17 protein-coding genes are annotated in these 16,937 nt (G+C 63.9%); 4 read left to right on the top strand and 13 right to left on the bottom strand.

Annotated features, from left to right (window positions below; translation table 11 throughout):
• Positions 1–3: 3 nt before the first annotated feature.
• The 7 genes from BLT50_RS03020 to BLT50_RS03000 all read right to left on the bottom strand — a co-directional run bounded on the left by BLT50_RS03020 (position 4) and on the right by BLT50_RS03000 (position 6,892).
• A complete protein-coding gene (locus BLT50_RS03020; RefSeq protein ID WP_217629221.1) occupies positions 4–879 on the bottom strand; it encodes a DMT family transporter in 876 nt (291 codons plus the stop codon).
• A 76-nt stretch (positions 880–955) separates the two neighbouring features.
• On the bottom strand, positions 956–1,495 hold the full coding sequence (locus BLT50_RS19730) for a FliG C-terminal domain-containing protein (RefSeq protein ID WP_342706686.1): 540 nt from the start codon (positions 1,493–1,495) through the stop codon (positions 956–958).
• An 8-nt stretch (positions 1,496–1,503) separates the two neighbouring features.
• Entirely contained in the window at positions 1,504–2,022 is a 519-nt protein-coding gene (locus tag BLT50_RS19725) for a hypothetical protein (protein WP_342706685.1), read from the bottom strand.
• Between the two features lie 68 nt (positions 2,023–2,090).
• Positions 2,091–2,249, bottom strand: coding sequence for a carbohydrate-binding module family 14 protein (locus BLT50_RS18950; RefSeq protein WP_175491353.1), 159 nt, complete (start codon positions 2,247–2,249; stop codon positions 2,091–2,093).
• A gap of 111 nt (positions 2,250–2,360) precedes the next feature.
• On the bottom strand, positions 2,361–3,668 hold the full coding sequence (gene purB / locus BLT50_RS03010) for an adenylosuccinate lyase (protein WP_090026313.1): 1,308 nt from the start codon (positions 3,666–3,668) through the stop codon (positions 2,361–2,363).
• Between the two features lie 100 nt (positions 3,669–3,768).
• Entirely contained in the window at positions 3,769–5,499 is a 1,731-nt protein-coding gene (locus tag BLT50_RS03005; RefSeq protein ID WP_139170462.1) for a type I secretion protein, read from the bottom strand.
• Between the two features lie 181 nt (positions 5,500–5,680).
• Positions 5,681–6,892 (bottom strand): bifunctional alpha/beta hydrolase/OsmC family protein, encoded by a 1,212-nt coding sequence (locus BLT50_RS03000; protein ID WP_090026309.1) that lies wholly within the window; start codon positions 6,890–6,892, stop codon positions 5,681–5,683.
• Between the two features lie 208 nt (positions 6,893–7,100).
• On the opposite strand from BLT50_RS03000, the gene BLT50_RS18945 reads away from it, so the two are divergent.
• Complete coding sequence (locus tag BLT50_RS18945; RefSeq protein WP_139170461.1) at positions 7,101–7,361, top strand: hypothetical protein; 261 nt, start codon at positions 7,101–7,103, stop codon at positions 7,359–7,361.
• Here the strand turns inward: BLT50_RS18945 and dddP are convergent.
• Positions 7,321–8,661, bottom strand: a complete 1,341-nt coding sequence (gene dddP, locus BLT50_RS02995) for a dimethylsulfonioproprionate lyase DddP (RefSeq protein WP_090026308.1) — start codon at positions 8,659–8,661, stop codon at positions 7,321–7,323. The two genes, BLT50_RS18945 and dddP, sit on opposite strands and share 41 nt — an antisense overlap.
• A 198-nt stretch (positions 8,662–8,859) precedes the next feature.
• Between dddP and BLT50_RS02990 the strand changes: the two genes are divergently transcribed.
• Both BLT50_RS02990 and BLT50_RS02985 read left to right on the top strand, forming a co-directional pair.
• A complete protein-coding gene (locus tag BLT50_RS02990; protein WP_217629220.1) occupies positions 8,860–10,077 on the top strand; it encodes a glycerophosphodiester phosphodiesterase family protein in 1,218 nt (405 codons plus the stop codon).
• Between the two features lie 72 nt (positions 10,078–10,149).
• On the top strand, positions 10,150–10,878 hold the full coding sequence (locus BLT50_RS02985) for a heme-dependent oxidative N-demethylase family protein (protein ID WP_090026306.1): 729 nt from the start codon (positions 10,150–10,152) through the stop codon (positions 10,876–10,878).
• Positions 10,879–10,925: 47 nt separating this feature from the next.
• Here BLT50_RS02985 and BLT50_RS02980 read toward each other — a convergent pair whose 3' ends face one another.
• The 3 genes from BLT50_RS02980 to BLT50_RS02970 form a co-directional block, all read right to left on the bottom strand.
• On the bottom strand, positions 10,926–11,363 hold the full coding sequence (locus tag BLT50_RS02980) for a glyoxalase superfamily protein (protein WP_090026304.1): 438 nt from the start codon (positions 11,361–11,363) through the stop codon (positions 10,926–10,928).
• Positions 11,364–11,551: 188 nt separating this feature from the next.
• Positions 11,552–12,343: a lytic murein transglycosylase gene (locus BLT50_RS02975; RefSeq protein WP_090026302.1), complete on the bottom strand. Its 792-nt coding sequence runs from the start codon at positions 12,341–12,343 to the stop codon at positions 11,552–11,554.
• Positions 12,344–12,437: 94 nt separating this feature from the next.
• Entirely contained in the window at positions 12,438–13,325 is an 888-nt protein-coding gene (locus tag BLT50_RS02970) for a hypothetical protein (protein ID WP_090026300.1), read from the bottom strand.
• 300 nt (positions 13,326–13,625) lie between these two features.
• Here BLT50_RS02970 and BLT50_RS02965 point away from each other — a divergent pair, with 300 nt between their 5' ends.
• Positions 13,626–14,243: a LuxR C-terminal-related transcriptional regulator gene (locus tag BLT50_RS02965; protein ID WP_090026298.1), complete on the top strand. Its 618-nt coding sequence runs from the start codon at positions 13,626–13,628 to the stop codon at positions 14,241–14,243.
• A gap of 3 nt (positions 14,244–14,246) precedes the next feature.
• On the opposite strand, the gene BLT50_RS02960 is transcribed toward BLT50_RS02965, so the two are convergent.
• Both BLT50_RS02960 and glnA read right to left on the bottom strand, forming a co-directional pair.
• Positions 14,247–15,323: a hypothetical protein gene (locus BLT50_RS02960; protein WP_139170460.1), complete on the bottom strand. Its 1,077-nt coding sequence runs from the start codon at positions 15,321–15,323 to the stop codon at positions 14,247–14,249.
• A 177-nt stretch (positions 15,324–15,500) separates the two neighbouring features.
• On the bottom strand, positions 15,501–16,904 hold the full coding sequence (gene glnA / locus BLT50_RS02955) for a type I glutamate--ammonia ligase (RefSeq protein WP_090026294.1): 1,404 nt from the start codon (positions 16,902–16,904) through the stop codon (positions 15,501–15,503).
• Positions 16,905–16,937: the final 33 nt, after the last annotated feature.

Below are 16,937 nucleotides of genomic sequence, written 5' to 3'. Positions count from 1 at the left end.
GCGTTACCGGGGTCTGGCAGATTTGCCGAATGTCTCGCGGTGCCAGACGTAAAGGCCGGCAACCACGATGATCGCCGCCCCCAGGATGGTCCAGATATCGGGGAACTCGCCAAAGAACAGCACACCCCAGACCGTCGCAAATATCAGCCCGGCATAGGCAAAGGGGGCCAGCATGCTGGCCTCGCCCAGCCCAAGCGCCTTGATCAGGCATAGCTGCGACAGCGTGCCGAACACCGCGATCATTCCCATCAGAACCCAGCCTTTCAGGCCGGGATCCTGCCAGTAGAACGGCACCACGGCGGTAAAGATCACCGCGCCGAACAGCGCGGTATACAGCAGCGAGGTCCAGGGGTTCTCGTTGCGGCCGACAAAGCGGGTGGTGATGTTGTAGGCCGAATAGCTGAGTGCCGCCATCAGCGGCAGGATGGCGTAGGGCGAAAACACCGCGCTGCCCGGCCGGATGATGATCAGCGCCCCAACCAGCGAGGCCGCGATCCCCAGCGCCCGTCGCAGCCCGATCCGTTCATTCAGGAAAATCGCGGCGCCCAACGTGATGAGCACGGGGTTGATATCCATGATCGCCGTCGCCTCGGCCAGGCCGATATTGGCCACCCCGAAGAAGAAAAAGGTCGTCCCGAACATCAGAAAGATCGAACGCGCCAGTTGCAGCCAGGGATATTGCGTGCGCGCGATGGTATTGAGCCGCGGGGCCACGAGGATCAGGACCATGCTGGCCTGTCCGGCATAGCGCGCCCAGATGGCGGGCACCGGCCCGGTCACCTGCGCCAGTTCCTTGGCGGTGGCGTCCATCGCCGAGAAAAAGAAGATCGCGGTGATCATCAGGGCGATGGCCTGCCCGGTCTGGCCGAGGCGGATCATCGCGACACCGTAACGGAAAGCGCGCTCATGCGCCTGCTTTAGGACCGGGCGCGCCCGGTGTCCAGCGCTGCGGCGATCAGTTGTCTTCGGGGTCTTCGGGGACGCGCAGCACGATTTCGCCGGCATCTTCAAGCAATCGGATCGCGGCAATCACGGCATTCTGCGCCTCTTCGCCGGGTTTTTCCTTGATGGCGGCAAGCTCGGCCATTTCTTCGCGCAGACCTTCGGCCATGCGTTTGGAAATGTTGCCCAGCAAGTGGTCCACGACGGTTTGCCCCGCGGCGCCGCTATCCGCCGCAAAGCGCAGGGCGACGACCAGCGTGGGCTGGTCGACCTCGCGCAGGATGCGGGGGATATCTGCCGGGGCGATCCGGGCCGGGATGTCGGCAAAGGTGAAGATCGATTTGCGAACCTGCTCGGCAAAGGCGCTGTCCTGCTCTTCCAGGCCCTCCAGCAGCGCGTCGCGCGTTGTCGAAGGCGACAGGTTCAGGATCGCACCCAAGCGCTTGTCCGAGGTGTCGGTAAAGGCCCGCGCCGGCACGTCGTCCAGTTGCGCTGCCAGCGACAAGCCGATGCGGTACACTGCGTCGGGGGTGATCGCGTCGGTTCGTGACACGGCATAGGTCAGGTGCCGGCCTGTTCGCCGGGCAGGGCGCCCAGAAGCGTCGCCGCCTTGGGTGTGTCGAGCTTTGACAGAACGACCGCCGCGATTTCCGTGGATTCGCGCCCGACGATTTCAAGCAGGGCCTCCACATCCAGCGCACGCAATCTGTCCCACGGATCGCCCAGTTGCCGCACCCCGGCCTCGCGCCGCAGCCTTGCGGCGGTCTGGGCGCTGATCTTGCCGTCGAGTTCGTTCAGCGCGCCAAGCAGACCGCGCGGAAAGCTCAGCCCGATATCTTCGAGTTCCTGGGCGAATTCGGCGACGACCTGCGCCAGCGTCGTGCGGTCGACCAGCCGCATCTGTCCGATCTGCTGGGTCAGCGCGGCTTGCAGGTCTTCGGGCATGTCGGACAAGGAAAGTGGCGCGCCTTCGTGCAGAAGGAAACGCACCACGATGGCCGCTTTCTGGCGGCGGGTCAGGTGCTGCGCTTGCGGTTCGGGCGCGCGCACCGGTCTGGTGATGGGCGTCAGTTGGGTCATGCCTGTCCTTACTGGCGGATGAGGCCAGATAACCGCTCAGGCGTAAATAAACCCTTTCGCCCTACCGATCAGCTATTGATCTGCGCGACGCAGGCCTGGCTGCCGGCATCCCAGACGGTGCCTTCGGCGCAGGACATGGCCTGATGGGTCTTGTCGGCGCACATGGCCGATGCCAGGGCCGGCAACGTGATCAGGGCCAGCGCGGCGATTGTGGTCTTGATCTTCATGAGTTCTCTCCTGTTGGCGTTTGCAACGGGAAAGAGAGTAGCACGGCCCGGCCCTAGGTCAAAACGCCGAATGCGCCCGCATCGTCACCTGAGAGGCGGGCGCACGTTAATTCAGCATTCGCCGAAGACCCGGGTAAAGATCGTGTCCACATGCTTGGTGTGATAGCCGAGGTCGAATTTCTCTTCGATTTCTTCGGGGCTCAGCGCCGCGGTCACTTCGGGATCGCCCAGCAGCTCGGTCTTGAAGTCCTTGCCTTCTTCCCAGACCTTCATCGCGTTGCGCTGCACCAGCCGATAGGCGTCTTCGCGGCTGACCCCGGCCTGCGTCAGGGCCAGCAACACCCGCTGGCTCATCACCAGGCCGCGGAACTTGTTCATGTTGGCCAGCATGTTGTCGGGATAGATCACCAGCTTGTCCACCACCTGCGCAAGGCGGTTCAGGGCGAAATCCAGCGTCACGGTGGTGTCCGGGCCGATGCCGCGCTCGACCGAGCTGTGCGAGATGTCGCGCTCGTGCCAGAGCGCCACGTTCTCCATCGCCGGGATGACCGACATGCGCACCAGCCGGGCAAGGCCGGTCAGGTTTTCGGTCAGAACCGGGTTGCGCTTGTGCGGCATGGCCGAGCTGCCTTTCTGACCCTTGGAAAAGAACTCTTCCGCTTCCAGCACCTCGGTGCGCTGCATGTGGCGCACCTCGATCGCGATATTCTCGATCGACGAAGCGATCACGCCCAGCGTGGCAAAGAACATCGCGTGGCGGTCGCGCGGGATCACCTGGGTGCTGATCGGCTCGGGCTTGAGGCCCATCATCGAACAGACATGCGCCTCGACCTGCGGGTCGATATTGGCGAAGGTTCCCACCGCGCCCGAAATCGCACCGGTGGCGATTTCCTCGCGCGCCAGTTGCAGGCGCAGGCGGTTGCGGTCCATCTCGGCGTAGAAGCGGGCGAATGTCAGGCCCATGGTCGTGGGTTCCGCGTGGATGCCGTGGCTGCGGCCGATGCGGACGGTCATCTTGTGCTCGAACGCGCGGCGCTTCAGGGCGTCCAGCAGGTTGTCCATGTCGACCAGCAGGATGTCGGCGGCGCGTGTCAGCTGGATGTTGAACGTGGTGTCCAGAACGTCCGAGCTGGTCATGCCCTGGTGCACGAAACGCGCCTCGTCGCTGCCCACATGTTCGGCCAGGTGGGTCAGGAACGCGATCACGTCATGCTTGGTCACGGCCTCGATCTCGTCGATACGGGCCACGTCGAATTCCACGTCCTTGGCTTTCCAGACGGCTTCGGCGTTTTCCTTGGGGATCACGCCCAGTTCGGCCATCGCGTCGCAGGCATGGGCCTCGATCTCGTACCAGATGCGGAACTTCGTTGCGGGTTCCCAGATGGCGGTCATGTCGGGACGGGAATAGCGGGGGATCATGGCGGCAGCCTTTTTCGTTGCTCGTTGCGTGCGCCCGCGTCTTAACGCCGGTGCCGGGCCGGGGCAAGGCGGCAGGTCGGGCCTGCGCGCAATGACGCGGTCAAATGCCGAGCAGAATGAACGGAAAAAGCCCCAGGTTGCTCAGGAACTCGACCAGCGGGTTGGCGTCGTCGTCGTCCTGGTCGGCCGCTTCGCGCTCCTGTGCGGCGGCGATGGCTTCGATCGTCGGGGTATCGCCATCGGTCAGGGGCAGGGATTCGGGGTCTGCAATCGCGGCATCCTCCGCCGGGGCAGGGACCGCTTGTGTGTCATCCTGCAGCCAGGCGGAAAGATCGCCGGAAAATGCGACGCCTTTCAACGTGACCTGCATGATTTCCCGCGCGCCCAGCGCCAACCGAAAGGTGCCGTCCGCGAAAACCTCGTCCGCGGGTACGACCGTGTGCTCGGGCGTGGCGTTCGCGCTGCCCGGTGCGTCGCCTGACGCCACACCCAGCTTTTCCACCTCGATCGTGTCGAAGCCGGTGAACAGTGCGCTGGCGTCGAATTCGGTTACGTGGCTGCCTTCGTTCTCGGTCGAAAAGACGTAGAACGCCATCCGGTCACCACCTGCGAAGGCGTGAATGTCCGCGTGTTCGGTCGCCAGCTCGGTTTCGCGGCCCTCGGCGCCGTCCAGCACGACCGGGCGCAGGCCGGGGAGGGTTTCGTTCAGCATGCTGAAGAACACCCCGGCGGTCTTTTCCTGCGGATCGTCCTCGTCGCCTGCAAGGCTGGCCGGCGAGCGCTGCTGCACGGGGTAGACATAGGCGCTGTCGGCATCGACCGAGGACATCGCTTCGAGCACGTCCATCATCTCGCGCGATTGCACCAGTCCGAAATCCTCGTCCTCGTCGCGGTCGCGGTTGCGCACGTTCCATTCGGTGACATGGATTTCAAGGTCGGGGTGAACTTCGCCCCAGGTGCTGTCCAGCGTGTTCAGTGCAAAGTACCGGCTTGCGGTGGCGTCCTCGCCGCGCGAATAGACATGCGCCACGACGCCGTCGATGGCGTCCTTCTCGGCATCCGTATCGAATTCGCGCATCACGAGGTGGTTCGAAAGGTGCGGCCACGCGACCTCGCCGTTGGCATAGATGAAATCGCCTTGGGCCTTAAGGTCGTAATCCGCCATGAACTGCGCCAGTTGGTCCTCGGCGGGGCCGTCATACAGCCCGTCGAGGCTGCCATGACCGTAATTCATGCCCATCTGCACCAGGATGTCGGTGTCCTGGAACCGGGTTTCGTATTCGGGATGTGTGGTGATCTCGTCATGAATGATGGTGGCCATCTCACTGGCGACACGGCCATATTCGACCGAGCTCATCTCGCCGCTGTCCCAGTATTCGTTGCCGATCTCGAATCCCTTGATCTCCGGGCGGCCATATACCCCGTCCAGCGTGTCGCGGATGAAGCCGCGCAGAGTATCCTCGTCAATTTCGGCGAACCGGTCGCCGTTGCCGTCGCTCGTTTCGCTCAGCGCGGTGCGCGTCGGCAGAACGATCAGGGCGGCGCGGCCCGTTGCCTCGGCGAATTCCATGAACTCGGAAAACGGCAAAAGCCCGATCATCGCGTCCGCCGAATAGTGCTGTGCGCTGGTGCGGTCGGGATCGGACAGGTCGAAATAGCGTTCGGTCAGCGACCCGCCGGGATAGCGGATCGTTTCGATGCCCAGCCTGTCGACCGCCTCGTCATATGTCCCGTCCTCGCCCAGACCGTCACGATGCGCCAGGATGTTGCCGCCGAAATGCGCGGCGCTGAAAGCCTGCTCATGTGTTGCGGTTGCCAGCAAGGAAACCATCGGGGCGCTCCGGTCAGCGGGGCGCCCCCACCCGGGTTAAACCTTAAGCTGCACCAGTTCGATACGCTATACGGCGGCGGCCGGGCAAAGGGTGAGAGGTTCGGCGCAGTTGGAGATGACCATGCCCATTCGGATAGGACCGGGCGAAAACCGCGCGGTTTCAGCCATCTGTCGCGCGGTTTCAGGCCAGTTCGGTCTGAACCTTTGCGCTGCGTTCCAACGTGCGATGCACCGGGCAGCGGTCCGCGATTTCCAGCAGCCGCGCCCGCTGCGCTTCGTCCAGATCACCTTCGAGCGTGATCCGCCGGGTGAACAGGTCGACCTTGTCGGTGCCGCGTGTCGCGGCATCCTGTGCGTGCACCTTGTCGTGGCTCACATCGACGGAGACATGCACCAATGGCCAGCCCTTGCGTCTTGCATACATGCGGATCGTCATCGACGTGCAAGCCCCGAGCCCCGCCGCAAGGAACCCGTAGGGCGACATGCCGCGGTTGGTGCCGCCATAGGCCGCAGGCTCATCGGCCAGCGCGTGGTGATGCGGACCGTCCTGCACATCCTGGAGAAAGCCCTTGGGGTCGGCCTCGGACACGCGCACGATGCCTTCGGGCGCGCCGGGTGGCGGGGCGGGCGGCTTGAGGTCCAGGTACCGGCCCGCCCAGGCGGCGATCACCTCGGCTGCGTATTCGGCGTCGGCGGGGTTCGTGATCAGATGGTCGGCCGCGTCCAGCGTGACAAAGCTTTTGGGATGCTTCTTGGCCGCAAAGATCTGCGTCGCGTTGTCGATGCCAACAACGCTGTCGCGCGGCGCGTGCATCACCAGCAGGGCGGCCTTCATGCCCGCCAGCGCATCGTCGAGTTTCGCGGTCGATACGTCCTGCACGAAATCCTCGCCGATGGTGAAGGGGCGGCCGCCCAGATCGACCCGCGCCTGACCATGCCGCCGGATTTCGGGCAGCGCGTCATCAAGATGCCGGAGCACGTGGCCGGGATCATGCGGTGCCCCCAGGGTCGCAACCGCGCGGATACCGGGGATGGCACCGGCCGCCCGGATCACCGCGGCACCGCCCAGGCTGTGACCGATCAGCAGCGTCGGCGCCATACCCCGCCCGGCCAGGTAATCCGCCGCCTTTTCGATGTCCTTCACGTTGGACAGGAACGACGTGTTGGCGAATTCCCCACCGCTATGGCCCAGCCCGGTGAAGTCGAACCGAAGCACCGCGATTCCCATCGCTGCAAGACGCGCACTGATCCGGCGCGCGGCTGGAATGTCCTTGCCGCAGGTAAAGCAATGCGCAAACACCGCGGTGGCAAGGTGCGGGCCGTCGGGCAGGTCCAGCCGGGCCGCAAGAGTCTGGCCGTCATGGCCGGGAAAGCCGATCCGTTCACTGGGCATGATGGTCCTTTCATTCTGCGCGCATACCGAAGGGTGTGCCGTCAGCCGACGTGGCGCAACCCATGTGACAGCGGCGTCACGCCTTGGTGAAAGGCGGTCAAGTTTCGTGAAAATCCGGGTGTGGTCTCGATCAAGGCGGGTATCGGGGGGGCTGCCACCGTGACTCCAACGCGCATTTCCACTGCCTGTCCCCGAAAGGATAGGCGCCATGTCGCCAACCGACCAGCACATTCCGACCGGCTTTCAGCCCGTTGCCCGGCACGATCCGCTGGCGCCGCAACCTAGCGCAGGAAAAATGGCCGGTCAGACGCTGGCCTGCGCAAAAGTGACAAAGGTGCAAAGGGCCGCGTTGGACGCGGTGATACGCGAGGACGTTCTGCCGGGATTGCTGAACAGGATGCGCGCGGCCGATCTGCCCGGCGAGCGCGTCAGTTCCCCATCAGCGCCGCATCGAACGGATATTTCGTAAGGTTCTCGAACCCGGTTTCGGTGATCAGCACCTGGTCTTCCAGCTTGATCGAGAAATCGCCGCCGACCTCGCCGACCAGCGCCTCGACGCAGAGCACCATGCCCGGTTCCAGCGCATAGTCGAAACTGCCGGGCACCGCATGATCGGGATAGGCCACAAGGGGCCATTCATCGCACAGTCCCACGCCATGCATCAGGCAGCCGTATTTCTGCGCCTGGTATTTTTCGCGCAGAACATGGGTGTTGGCCGATAGTTCGGGGATGGTGACGCCCGGACGCAGCATCTGCATGTTGGTCATGATGTGTTCGTGGGCGTGTTGCATCGCCTCGATCATGTCGGGGCGCGGGGGGCGGTCGCCGATCCACCAGGTGCGGCTGATATCGGTGCAGATGCCGTAGCTGCCCACAAGATCGGTGTCGAAGGCGACGATTTCGTTGTTCTGCACGATGCGGGCCCCGCATTCCTGGAACCATGGGTTCGTCCGGGGCCCCGATGTCAGCAGGCGGGTTTCGATCCATTCGCCACCGCGGCGGATGTTTTCGGCGTGCAGCACGGCCCAGATGTCATCCTCGCTGACGGTGCCGCCGGGCACGTTTCCGCGCGCGAATTTCTCCATTTCGGCGCAGGCCACCTCGCAGGCATGGACAGAACAGCGCATCGCCCGGATCTCGTCCGGGCCTTTGACGGAGCGCGCCTTTTCGGTGACTTCCTCGCCTTCCATCACCTCGAAGCCCTGCGCCTCGAGCGCGCGCAGCCCGTGCAGCATGATCTTGTCCACGGCCAGCCGCTTGTTGCCGGGGGCGTGTTCGGCCAGCAGGGCGCGCACCTCATTGGAAAAGACGTCGGCGGCCACGTCCACCTTGTCGCCGCGATCGAAATAGAACAGGTCCGCGCCCGAACGCGCCTCGCGCACGAGCGGGTTGAATTCGCTCAGGAAGGGCGAGTTCTTGTAGTCCCAGATCACCATGTAGCCATCGGCGCACAGCAGCACCGCACGGAACGGGTTGTGGGTGTTCCAAAGCTGCATGTTGGTGCTGTCGGTGGCGTAGCGGATGTTGAGCGGGTCGAACATCAACAGGCCCGCATAGCCGCGCTCGACCACGTGGCGCGTCAGCCTGTCCCATCGGTAACGGCGCATTTCCTGCAGGTCGGGCAGTTCCAGCCCCGCGGCCGCCCATTCGGCGAAGGCCAGCCGCGTCGGCCCGATTTCCACCCGGTTCGCATCGTTGGGCGTGTTGTCGCCCAGCCGTGCGCCGCGGGTCGGGTCGATCTTGCGGGTGTCGCTGTAATGTAGGTTCATGCCCGGTCCTCCACTGTCGGTCAGGGTGGGCGCGACGCAGGCGTGCGTCTTATCCTTTTGCGACCTGCCGAATGGTCGCTTTCTGTCCTGTCGTGGAACTGTTGCGGAACCTTCACGGCGCTGTTGCGGCCCCGTCACCGGGTTGTTGCCTGCGCTTGGGCAGGCTTGCGCCATCCGAATCCAAGCTGGAGAATTCCGATGACGATGAAACCGTTCCTGGCCCTGTGCCTCGCATCGACCGCGCTGGCAGGTGCCGCGCATGCCGATGGCGTATCCTACGGGCCGCGCCCGTTCTACCTGATCGAGCGGATGGAAGATGGTCCGCTCAAGGACAAGCTTGCCTCCTGCACCGAACAGGCGCCCGCACGGTCGAGCTTTTCGGTCGGGCACCGCGGTGCGCCGCTGCAATTCCCCGAACACACGGTGGAATCGAACATGGCCGCCGCGCGCATGGGAGCGGGCATCCTGGAATGCGACGTGACCTTTACCAAGGACAAGCAACTGGTTTGCCGCCACGCGCAGAACGACCTGCACACCACGACCAACATCCTTGCGACCGATCTTGGTGCGAAATGCACGCAAGTTTTCGTGCCCGCCAATGGCGACACGCGCGCGCAGGCGGAATGCCGCACCTCGGACATCACGCTGGCCGAGTTCCGCACCCTGACCGGCAAGATGGACGCGGCGAACGCCAGCGCCACGACGGTTGCCGAGTATCTCGACGGCACGGCAGGCTGGCGCACGGATCTTTATTCCGTGCAGAAGGGCACGCTGATGACACATGCGGAATCGATCGCGCTGTTCGACAGCCTTGGCGCAGATTTCACGCCCGAGCTGAAGGCCCCCAGTGTCGAGATGCCCTTTGACGGCTTTTCCTATCAGGATTACGCCCAGAAGATGATCGACGAATACAAGGCCGCGGGCATCGCGCCCGACCGCGTCTGGCCGCAATCCTTCGACCTGGAGATCGTGAAATACTGGGTCGATAACGAGCCCGAGTTCGGCAAGCAGGCCGTCTACCTGATGGACGAGTACGACACCGAAGGCTATTCGCCGATGGACCCGGCGACCTGGCCCAACACGATGGAAGAGCTCAAGGCGATGGGCGTCAACTACATCGCGCCGCCGATGTGGATGCTGCTGACGCTGGACGAAGCCGACAACATGGTCGCCTCGGAACTGGCGCTGGCCGCGCAGGAGGCGGGCCTTGGCATCATCACCTGGACGCTGGAACGGTCGGGCCCGCTGACCACCGGCGGCGGCTGGTATTTCCAGTCGGTCAAGGACGCAACCGATACCGATGGCGATTACTTCACCATTCTGCATGCCCTGCGCGAAGAGGCGGGCGTGGTCGGCGTCTTCAGCGACTGGCCGGCAACGGTGACATTTTACGCCAATTGCATGGGGATCGACTGATCCCGGCATGGGTGGGCGCGCTTTGTGCGCTCACCCGCTTTTCCTTTCCGATTGCCGGCGCTAAGGAAAGGCATGATCCTTCAGAAACGCCTTCCCTACGATATCGGTCCAAAGGCCCTGCCGGGCATCGCGCCGCTCGATCCGGCCGACTGGATACTGGTGGACGACGCCTTTGCCGCCCAGATGGCCGAACGCGGGCGGCTGCTGGCCGAGCGCCGCGCCGATGTCGTGGCGCTGGATGACAGCGCGCGGCCCGCCGCCCGAGAGTTGCTGGACGAGGTTCTGACGGCGCTCGGGGCGCGCGACGACTATGCCGTATCGGCTGACAGTGTGCGCCGGCCCGACAATGTGACCGTCGCGCTGGATCGCGACGATCCGCTGGGAACGCTGGGCCATCTTGTGCAGCAGGATTTCTGCATCCTAGAAAAACGCGGCGACGAACATGTGATGACGGGCGCGGTTCTGTGCTTTCCGGCAAGCTGGACGCTTGAGGAAAAGTTCATGCGCCCGCTGATCGGTATTCATATTCCGGTCGAGGTCTATGACGACAACATCGCGAAACGCGTGCAGCGCCTGTTCGACGGTATCCGGCCCGGTCGGCCCTTGTGGCGGTTCAATGCCCTGAACTATGCCGATCCCGCATTGCACCAGCCGCGCGGCGAAAACGACCGCCGCCCGGAACGGCACGGACAGGACGCGGCCTATCTGCGCAGCGAACGCCAGAGCCTTTGGCGGTTGCCGAAATCGGATGCGGTCGTGTTCGGGATTCACACATTCGTCCTGAAACGCGACGGGCTCTGATCACGAGGCACCGCCACCCGGTTGGCCCGGATGGCGGCGCTTAGGCATCAGGCGGCGCGCAGCACCACATGCGGCTGGCCGTCCGATGTGCGCTCGGCGGTGACGCCCTGCCCATTGACGGCACAGCGCACTTGCTTGCGGAAGTTGCTGAACCGGGTCGAGGCCGCGACGTCCACCGCCTCGTCGAAGACCAGCACAAGCTGCCAGAACCCGCCAGATGCCTCGGTCGCGGATTTGATCCGGCCTGCGAAGGCGTGGCCGAGATACCGCCCCGTCACGCGTTGCCCCACCTGCCAGCGGGGCGTGACCACGGTTTCGGGCGCAGCGGCGCTCAGCGTGTTCCAGTCGCGATAGCCCCATTGCCGGGCAATCGTTTCAAGCGCGGCGGAATGGCTGATCGCTGTGCCGCTGTCGGCCATGGTGGCGCGCAATCGCCTGGCCTGGTCTTTCAGTGCCGCCCTGGGCGGAAGCATGTCATGGGTCATTTCCCATCTCCCACAGGTCGTATGACGGTGAACGGGGTCCGCGATTGCCGTCCTGTCGCGACCTCTGGTCGAGAAGGGACAGTGGGGTAGTTTGCAGGGCTTCACCATGGCCAATGGCCCGCGAACGGCCGGAGCCTGCGTCCGGTGGTGTAGATGGGGGAGCGTTGGGCCCCTGTCAAGCCCCGCATCTAACGGTCGATCTGCGCGCCCATGATCGACAGTGATTCCTGATAGACCGAAGCCGCATTCCATTCCTTCAGAACGGTATAATTATGCGTGCCCTTGCCATAGGGCTGGCCCGGCCGCCAACCTTTCTGGCGCAGATAATGCGCGGTCGAGGCCAGCGCATCGGATTGATCGTAGAAATCCACGCGCCCGTCGCCGTTGGCATCGACCCCGTATGTCATCGCGTTGCCCGGCAGGAATTGCGTATGGCCCAACTCGCCATGCTTGGCGCCCTTAGTGTCCGGCGTGATCGAGCCTCGGTCGACAAGCTTCAGCGCGCCGATGGCGTGCGGGATGAAGAACTCGGACCGGCGGCAATCGAAAGCCAGCGTGACGATGGCCGAAACCACCGGGCTGTCGCCCATGAAGCGTCCGAAACCGGTTTCCATCCCGTGAATGGCGATGATCACGCCGGCGGGCACGCCGAAACGCTGTTCGAGGGCCGCATAGAACGCCGCATCGCGCGTCTTGCGCTGGCGGCCCTGATTCACGATCGTCGCGGCCCCCCGGATCTGCATGAATTTTTCCAGGCTGTAGCGAAAGCTTTTCTGGTTGCGGTCGGCGGCAATCGTTCCCGTGGAATAGCGCGCGCCCGCCAGTGCCTGAAGCCCGCGCTGCCCGACGCCGGCACGCTGGGCGGTGCGTGCGAAATCGGCTTTCCAGGCATCGAAACCGGCCGATGTGTTGCCACAGGGCGCTGCGGAAACGGGGACTGCAAGGATTAGAAAGCAAAAGGAAAAAACGAAACGGATCACGGGAAATTCCTTTTTCGCACCTTAAAAAAGAGTTTGGCGTTACCCAAGGTAACGCCAAACCCCCGCTGCATAAAGCTCGGATCGTCAGTCGGGTTCAAGATGCCCCCAGAACGCTTGCCATCGTCTCCGAGCTTTGTGTGATCGTTGTCGCCCCGGTCAGCCCCATAAGCAGCGAGGCGGCAAGGCGCAGGCCGCCGGCGGCCATGCTTTCGGTTTCCATGCGCAGTGCCTCGATTTCCTCGGGCGTGGCGTCGCGGCGCAGGTCGGCGATCTTGTACATTTCATAGTCCTGAACATGTGCGTCCTGCTGCGGCCGGTCGATATCCATCGCCACGATGCGGTCCGCCTCGGTCACTTCGGGGACGCGCGCCGTGATGCGGGCGGCTTCGTCCTGGCTCAGGCGGCGGGCCTCGGCGGGACGTTCCACCGACACGCGGCGGGGTGCGACCTTCATCGAGGGCAGCGGATCCGCGGGGCGCTCGGCGGCGCGAACGACCTTGCGCGCTTCGTCGGCGGTCAGGCGGGTCGCTGCGGGGCGGCCACGGCGGGCCACGCGGCGCGGCGTCACCTTCGTCGACAGCTTGGCCACCGGTTCCAGTGCGGCGCGGAAGCGGGCGGCGGGGATGCGCACCCCGGTATCCAGCCATTCGACCTCGGCCACGGGCAGGGCATCCAGGACATGGCGCAGGATGCGGGTCATGCGGATCTGCTGGGCGCGGTTTTCACCGAAGCTGCCGGTTTCGCTGCCGATGCTGAGGGCAAGCTGCTGTTCGCCTTCGCCGTGGTGCCAGCCGGCCCGCAGGGTCAGCGTGGCGGTTTCGATCGTCACGCCGTCCAGCATGTCGGTCTGGGTCGCGATCACCGCGTCGTCGCTTTCGTTCAGCGCGGATTTCAGAATTTCGGCCAACACATCAACGCTTACACAGTCGTCACCGGCAAAAACAAGGCTGGTCGAGATCGTCTGGGTCTGGAAGTCGAACATTGGCTTATCCTCTCTCAGGTTCGGTGTTCGTCGTTGGAACCAAATACGCGTTTGAATTGTGCAACGACTGTGGCAGCCAAACCCGCCAAAACGCGGGGCAGAGGGATAGGTTCGCCATGTTCTGGCCGTATTCTTACCCTGATCGCTATCCTTTTGGACGCAATTGCGAACGAACGGGTGCCAAACTGTTCAACCGGTCATGGAATCGTCTCCGAATTCTCACGATTCCGAACCCGCGTTGCCATGAACCGCGCGGCCCCGTAGTTTCGTCCCCAGCAAGGGGTGCAACTGGGGCATGACATGAACGAGGAGGCGATCGAGCGCAGCTATCGTGACGGCGATTTCGGCGAACTTGCCTATCTGCATGCGCCGGTTGGACTTGTCGTGACGGAAAATCGGGTGATCCGCGACTGCAACCTGATGTTCGCGCGCATGTTCGGCTATGACCGTGGCGCGCTGCGCGATCAGTTGTTCGCGATTCTGTATCCCAGCCAGGAGGAATTCGTGAATATCCGCAATCGCGGCATCAAGGATCTGCGCGAAACCAATGCCTATTGGGACGAACGGGTGATGATGCGCAGTTCCGGCGCGTTGTTCTGGTGCCGTGTGCGGGGGCACTCGTTTACCCCCGACGAACCGCTGACGCGCGCCGTGTGGTCGTTCGCGGACCTGTCGGAAACGCGTCCCTACCAGCCGCTGACCCGGCGTGAACGCGAGGTGATGTCGCTGTTGGGCGAGGGTAAGACCAGCAAGGAGATCGCCCGCGTGCTTGACCTGAGCTTTCGCACGGTCGAGGTGCATCGCGGCCGACTGATGCGCAAGTTCGGGGTCAAGAACACCGCCGGGCTGGTGCAGGCGCTTGGCGGGCTTGGCGGCGCCCACATGGTGCCGCATGGCGACGGGGCGCCGCGCGGCTGAACATCAGTTGCTTTTCGGCAGCCCCGTTGCGCCCAGCGACGACCGGATCAGGTCGCTCTGACCTTCCATCCAGTTCGCGGCCACATGGCTGAATGTCAGATAGAGCACCAGCGCCGCGATCACCGTCAGCCCGTTCGGGCTGAGCGCCAATCGCATCGCGCGGGACATCATGCTTGGCGGCAACTCGCGCGGGGCGCTTGCCTTCATGGCGTCGGGCGCCATGTCGCTGAGCGACAGCGGACGTGCCTGGGCGATGCCGGCGTCGGGCCAGTCCCCGAGGCCCACGATAATACGGCCGTTCGGCGCGCCCTCGTCTGGTGCGCCGTGACGCACGAAAACGCCGCCATGGCCAAGATCATCGAACTGCGACCCGTCTTCGAGCGCGCGAATGTTGCCGGCATGGTCACGCAACAGCCGGGCAAGCAGCGCCAGGCCCTCGCGCAGGGGCAGGGGCGAGGGCGCGAGCACCAGCAGCTTGTCGCAGAACCGCTCCGACCCGAGCGCGACGATGCCCAGAGGCGGCAGCACGCCCGAGATCACCGGGACGTCCGGCGCGGCAATCGGGATCGGGTGCAGGCACAGCGTCAGCGGCACGGTCATGTCGCGCGATGCTTCGATCTCGGAGCGGTCGAACAGCATCGCCGATGCGGGCAGGCAGGCCGCCGATGCGTCGGATATGTCGAAGAGGGTCACGATCGCGCGGTGCAGAACGACAAAGCGCAAGTGCCAGGGCAGGGGTTCTGCGCCTTCGGGCGTGAAAACGGCGATATCCGCGTGGCTGGCATGGGCACGCGCGCGTCGCGCAAGATCCGTCGCCTTGACGGCCAGGATCGGCGCGCCAAGCGCCTCATCCAGGGTTTCGGACGGGCAGGGCGACGAAACGCGGCGCAGCGCCACGCCGACGCGCGGCCCCGCAAATCGCAACCCGCCATCGTCGGCTTGCCCGTCGCTGTGCAACTCGATGCCAAAGCGCGCCAGTTCGGCGTTCAACGTGCCCAGAAACGCCGTTGCGTCGGGCAAGGCGGTATCGGGGCCATACAGGATCTGGGCGACCAGATGCGCATGCGTTTGGGTTTCCATGGACGGACTCGCTTTGCCTCGTTTTGCCGCATCCTTGCGCCAAAGCGCGGCAAGGTGATGGCATGGACAAAGCTTTTTGGTGAAACTGTGCGCCTTGCGCAGGGCGCGGAAAGCCGGCCCGGACAAAGAAAAGGCGCCCCGAAAGGCGCCTTTTGCAGTGTTGATCCGATGAGCGGATCAGCAGCTGTAGTACATCTGGAATTCGACCGGGTGCGGCGTGTGCTCGAACAGTTCGATCTCTTCCATCTTCAGCTCGATATAGCCGTCGATCTGGTCCTTGGTGAACACGTCCCCTGCCAGCAGGTAGTCGTGATCGGCCTTCAGCTCTTCGACGGCTTCGCGCAGGCTGCCACAGACGGTGGGGATGCCTTCCAGCTCTTCGGCGGGCAGATCGTAGAGGTTCTTGTCCATCGCTTCGCCCGGATCGATCTTGTTCTTGATCCCGTCCAGGCCGGCCATCAGCAGAGCTGCGAAGCACAGGTAGGGGTTTGCCGACGGATCGGGGAAGCGTGCCTCGACGCGCTTGGCCTTGGGGCTTTCGGTCCACGGAATACGCACGCAGCCCGAACGGTTGCGGGCCGAATAGGCGCGCAGAACGGGGGCTTCGAAGCCCGGGATCAGGCGCTTGTAGCTGTTGGTCGACGGGTTGGTGAAGGCATTGAGCGACTTGGCGTGCTTCAGGATGCCGCCGATGTAGTACAGCGCTTCCTGGCTCAGGTCGGCATACTTGTCACCGGCAAAGAGCGGCTTGCCGTCTTTCCAGATCGACATGTTGCAGTGCATCCCGGTGCCGTTGTCGCCGTAGATCGGCTTGGGCATGAAGGTGGCCGACTTGCCATAGGCCTGCGCCACGTTGTGGATGACGTACTTGTATTTCTGTAGTTCGTCCGCCTGCTTGGTCAGGCTGCCGAAGATCAGGCCAAGCTCGTGCTGGCACGACGCCACCTCGTGGTGGTGCTTGTCGACCTTCATGCCCATCCGCTTCATCGTGGACAGCATTTCCGAGCGGATGTCCTGGCCGTCGTCGATCGGGTTCACGGGGAAATAGCCGCCCTTGACGCCCGGACGGTGGCCGGTGTTGCCCATTTCGTATTCGGTATCGGTGTTCCACGCCGCATCCAGCGCGTCGACCTCGTAGGACACCTTGTTCATCTTGTTCGAGAACCGCACGTCGTCGAACAGGAAGAATTCGGCCTCGGGGCCCCAGAACGAGGTGTCGCCGATGCCCGACGACTTCAGGTAGGCTTCGGCCTTCTGAGCGGTGCCGCGCGGGTCGCGCTCATAGGCTTCGCCGGTGTCGGGTTCGACGACCGAGCAATGGATGCACAGGGTCTTTTCGGCGTAGAACGGATCGAGATAGGCGCTGTCCACGTCGGGCATCAGCTTCATGTCCGAGGCTTCGATCGACTTCCAGCCCGCGATGGACGAACCGTCGAACATGAAACCTTCTTCGAGGAAATCCTCGTCGACCTGGTCAGCCATCACCGTCACGTGCTGCAGCTTGCCGCGCGGGTCGGTGAAGCGGATGTCGACATATTCGACGTCCTCTTCCTTGATCATGGTGAGAACAGCGTTGCTCATACCGTTTTTTCCCTTTCTGTCAGGTTATGGGTT

This window comes from Lutimaribacter saemankumensis (genome assembly GCF_900100005.1).
GTDB lineage: Bacteria > Pseudomonadota > Alphaproteobacteria > Rhodobacterales > Rhodobacteraceae > Lutimaribacter > Lutimaribacter saemankumensis.
Note: the sequence above shows the minus strand (reverse complement) of the source record. Positions and strands in the feature narration are given on the sequence as shown.

Bases quoted from the DNA above. Each gene is read 5' to 3' on its own strand.
- BLT50_RS03020 (WP_217629221.1), bottom strand. From the start codon at position 879: ATGATCCGCCTCGGCCAGACCGGGCAGGCCATCGCCCTGATGATCACC.
- BLT50_RS19725 (WP_342706685.1), bottom strand. From the start codon at position 2,022: ATGACCCAACTGACGCCCATCACCAGACCGGTGCGCGCGCCCGAACCG.
- BLT50_RS18950 (WP_175491353.1), bottom strand. From the start codon at position 2,249: ATGAAGATCAAGACCACAATCGCCGCGCTGGCCCTGATCACGTTGCCG.
- purB (WP_090026313.1), bottom strand. From the start codon at position 3,668: ATGATCCCCCGCTATTCCCGTCCCGACATGACCGCCATCTGGGAACCC.
- BLT50_RS03005 (WP_139170462.1), bottom strand. From the start codon at position 5,499: ATGGTTTCCTTGCTGGCAACCGCAACACATGAGCAGGCTTTCAGCGCC.
- BLT50_RS03000 (WP_090026309.1), bottom strand. From the start codon at position 6,892: ATGCCCAGTGAACGGATCGGCTTTCCCGGCCATGACGGCCAGACTCTT.
- BLT50_RS18945 (WP_139170461.1), top strand. From the start codon at position 7,101: ATGTCGCCAACCGACCAGCACATTCCGACCGGCTTTCAGCCCGTTGCC.
- dddP (WP_090026308.1), bottom strand. From the start codon at position 8,661: ATGAACCTACATTACAGCGACACCCGCAAGATCGACCCGACCCGCGGC.
- BLT50_RS02990 (WP_217629220.1), top strand. From the start codon at position 8,860: ATGACGATGAAACCGTTCCTGGCCCTGTGCCTCGCATCGACCGCGCTG.
- BLT50_RS02985 (WP_090026306.1), top strand. From the start codon at position 10,150: ATGATCCTTCAGAAACGCCTTCCCTACGATATCGGTCCAAAGGCCCTG.
- BLT50_RS02980 (WP_090026304.1), bottom strand. From the start codon at position 11,363: ATGACCCATGACATGCTTCCGCCCAGGGCGGCACTGAAAGACCAGGCC.
- BLT50_RS02970 (WP_090026300.1), bottom strand. From the start codon at position 13,325: ATGTTCGACTTCCAGACCCAGACGATCTCGACCAGCCTTGTTTTTGCC.
- BLT50_RS02965 (WP_090026298.1), top strand. From the start codon at position 13,626: ATGAACGAGGAGGCGATCGAGCGCAGCTATCGTGACGGCGATTTCGGC.
- BLT50_RS02960 (WP_139170460.1), bottom strand. From the start codon at position 15,323: ATGGAAACCCAAACGCATGCGCATCTGGTCGCCCAGATCCTGTATGGC.
- glnA (WP_090026294.1), bottom strand. From the start codon at position 16,904: ATGAGCAACGCTGTTCTCACCATGATCAAGGAAGAGGACGTCGAATAT.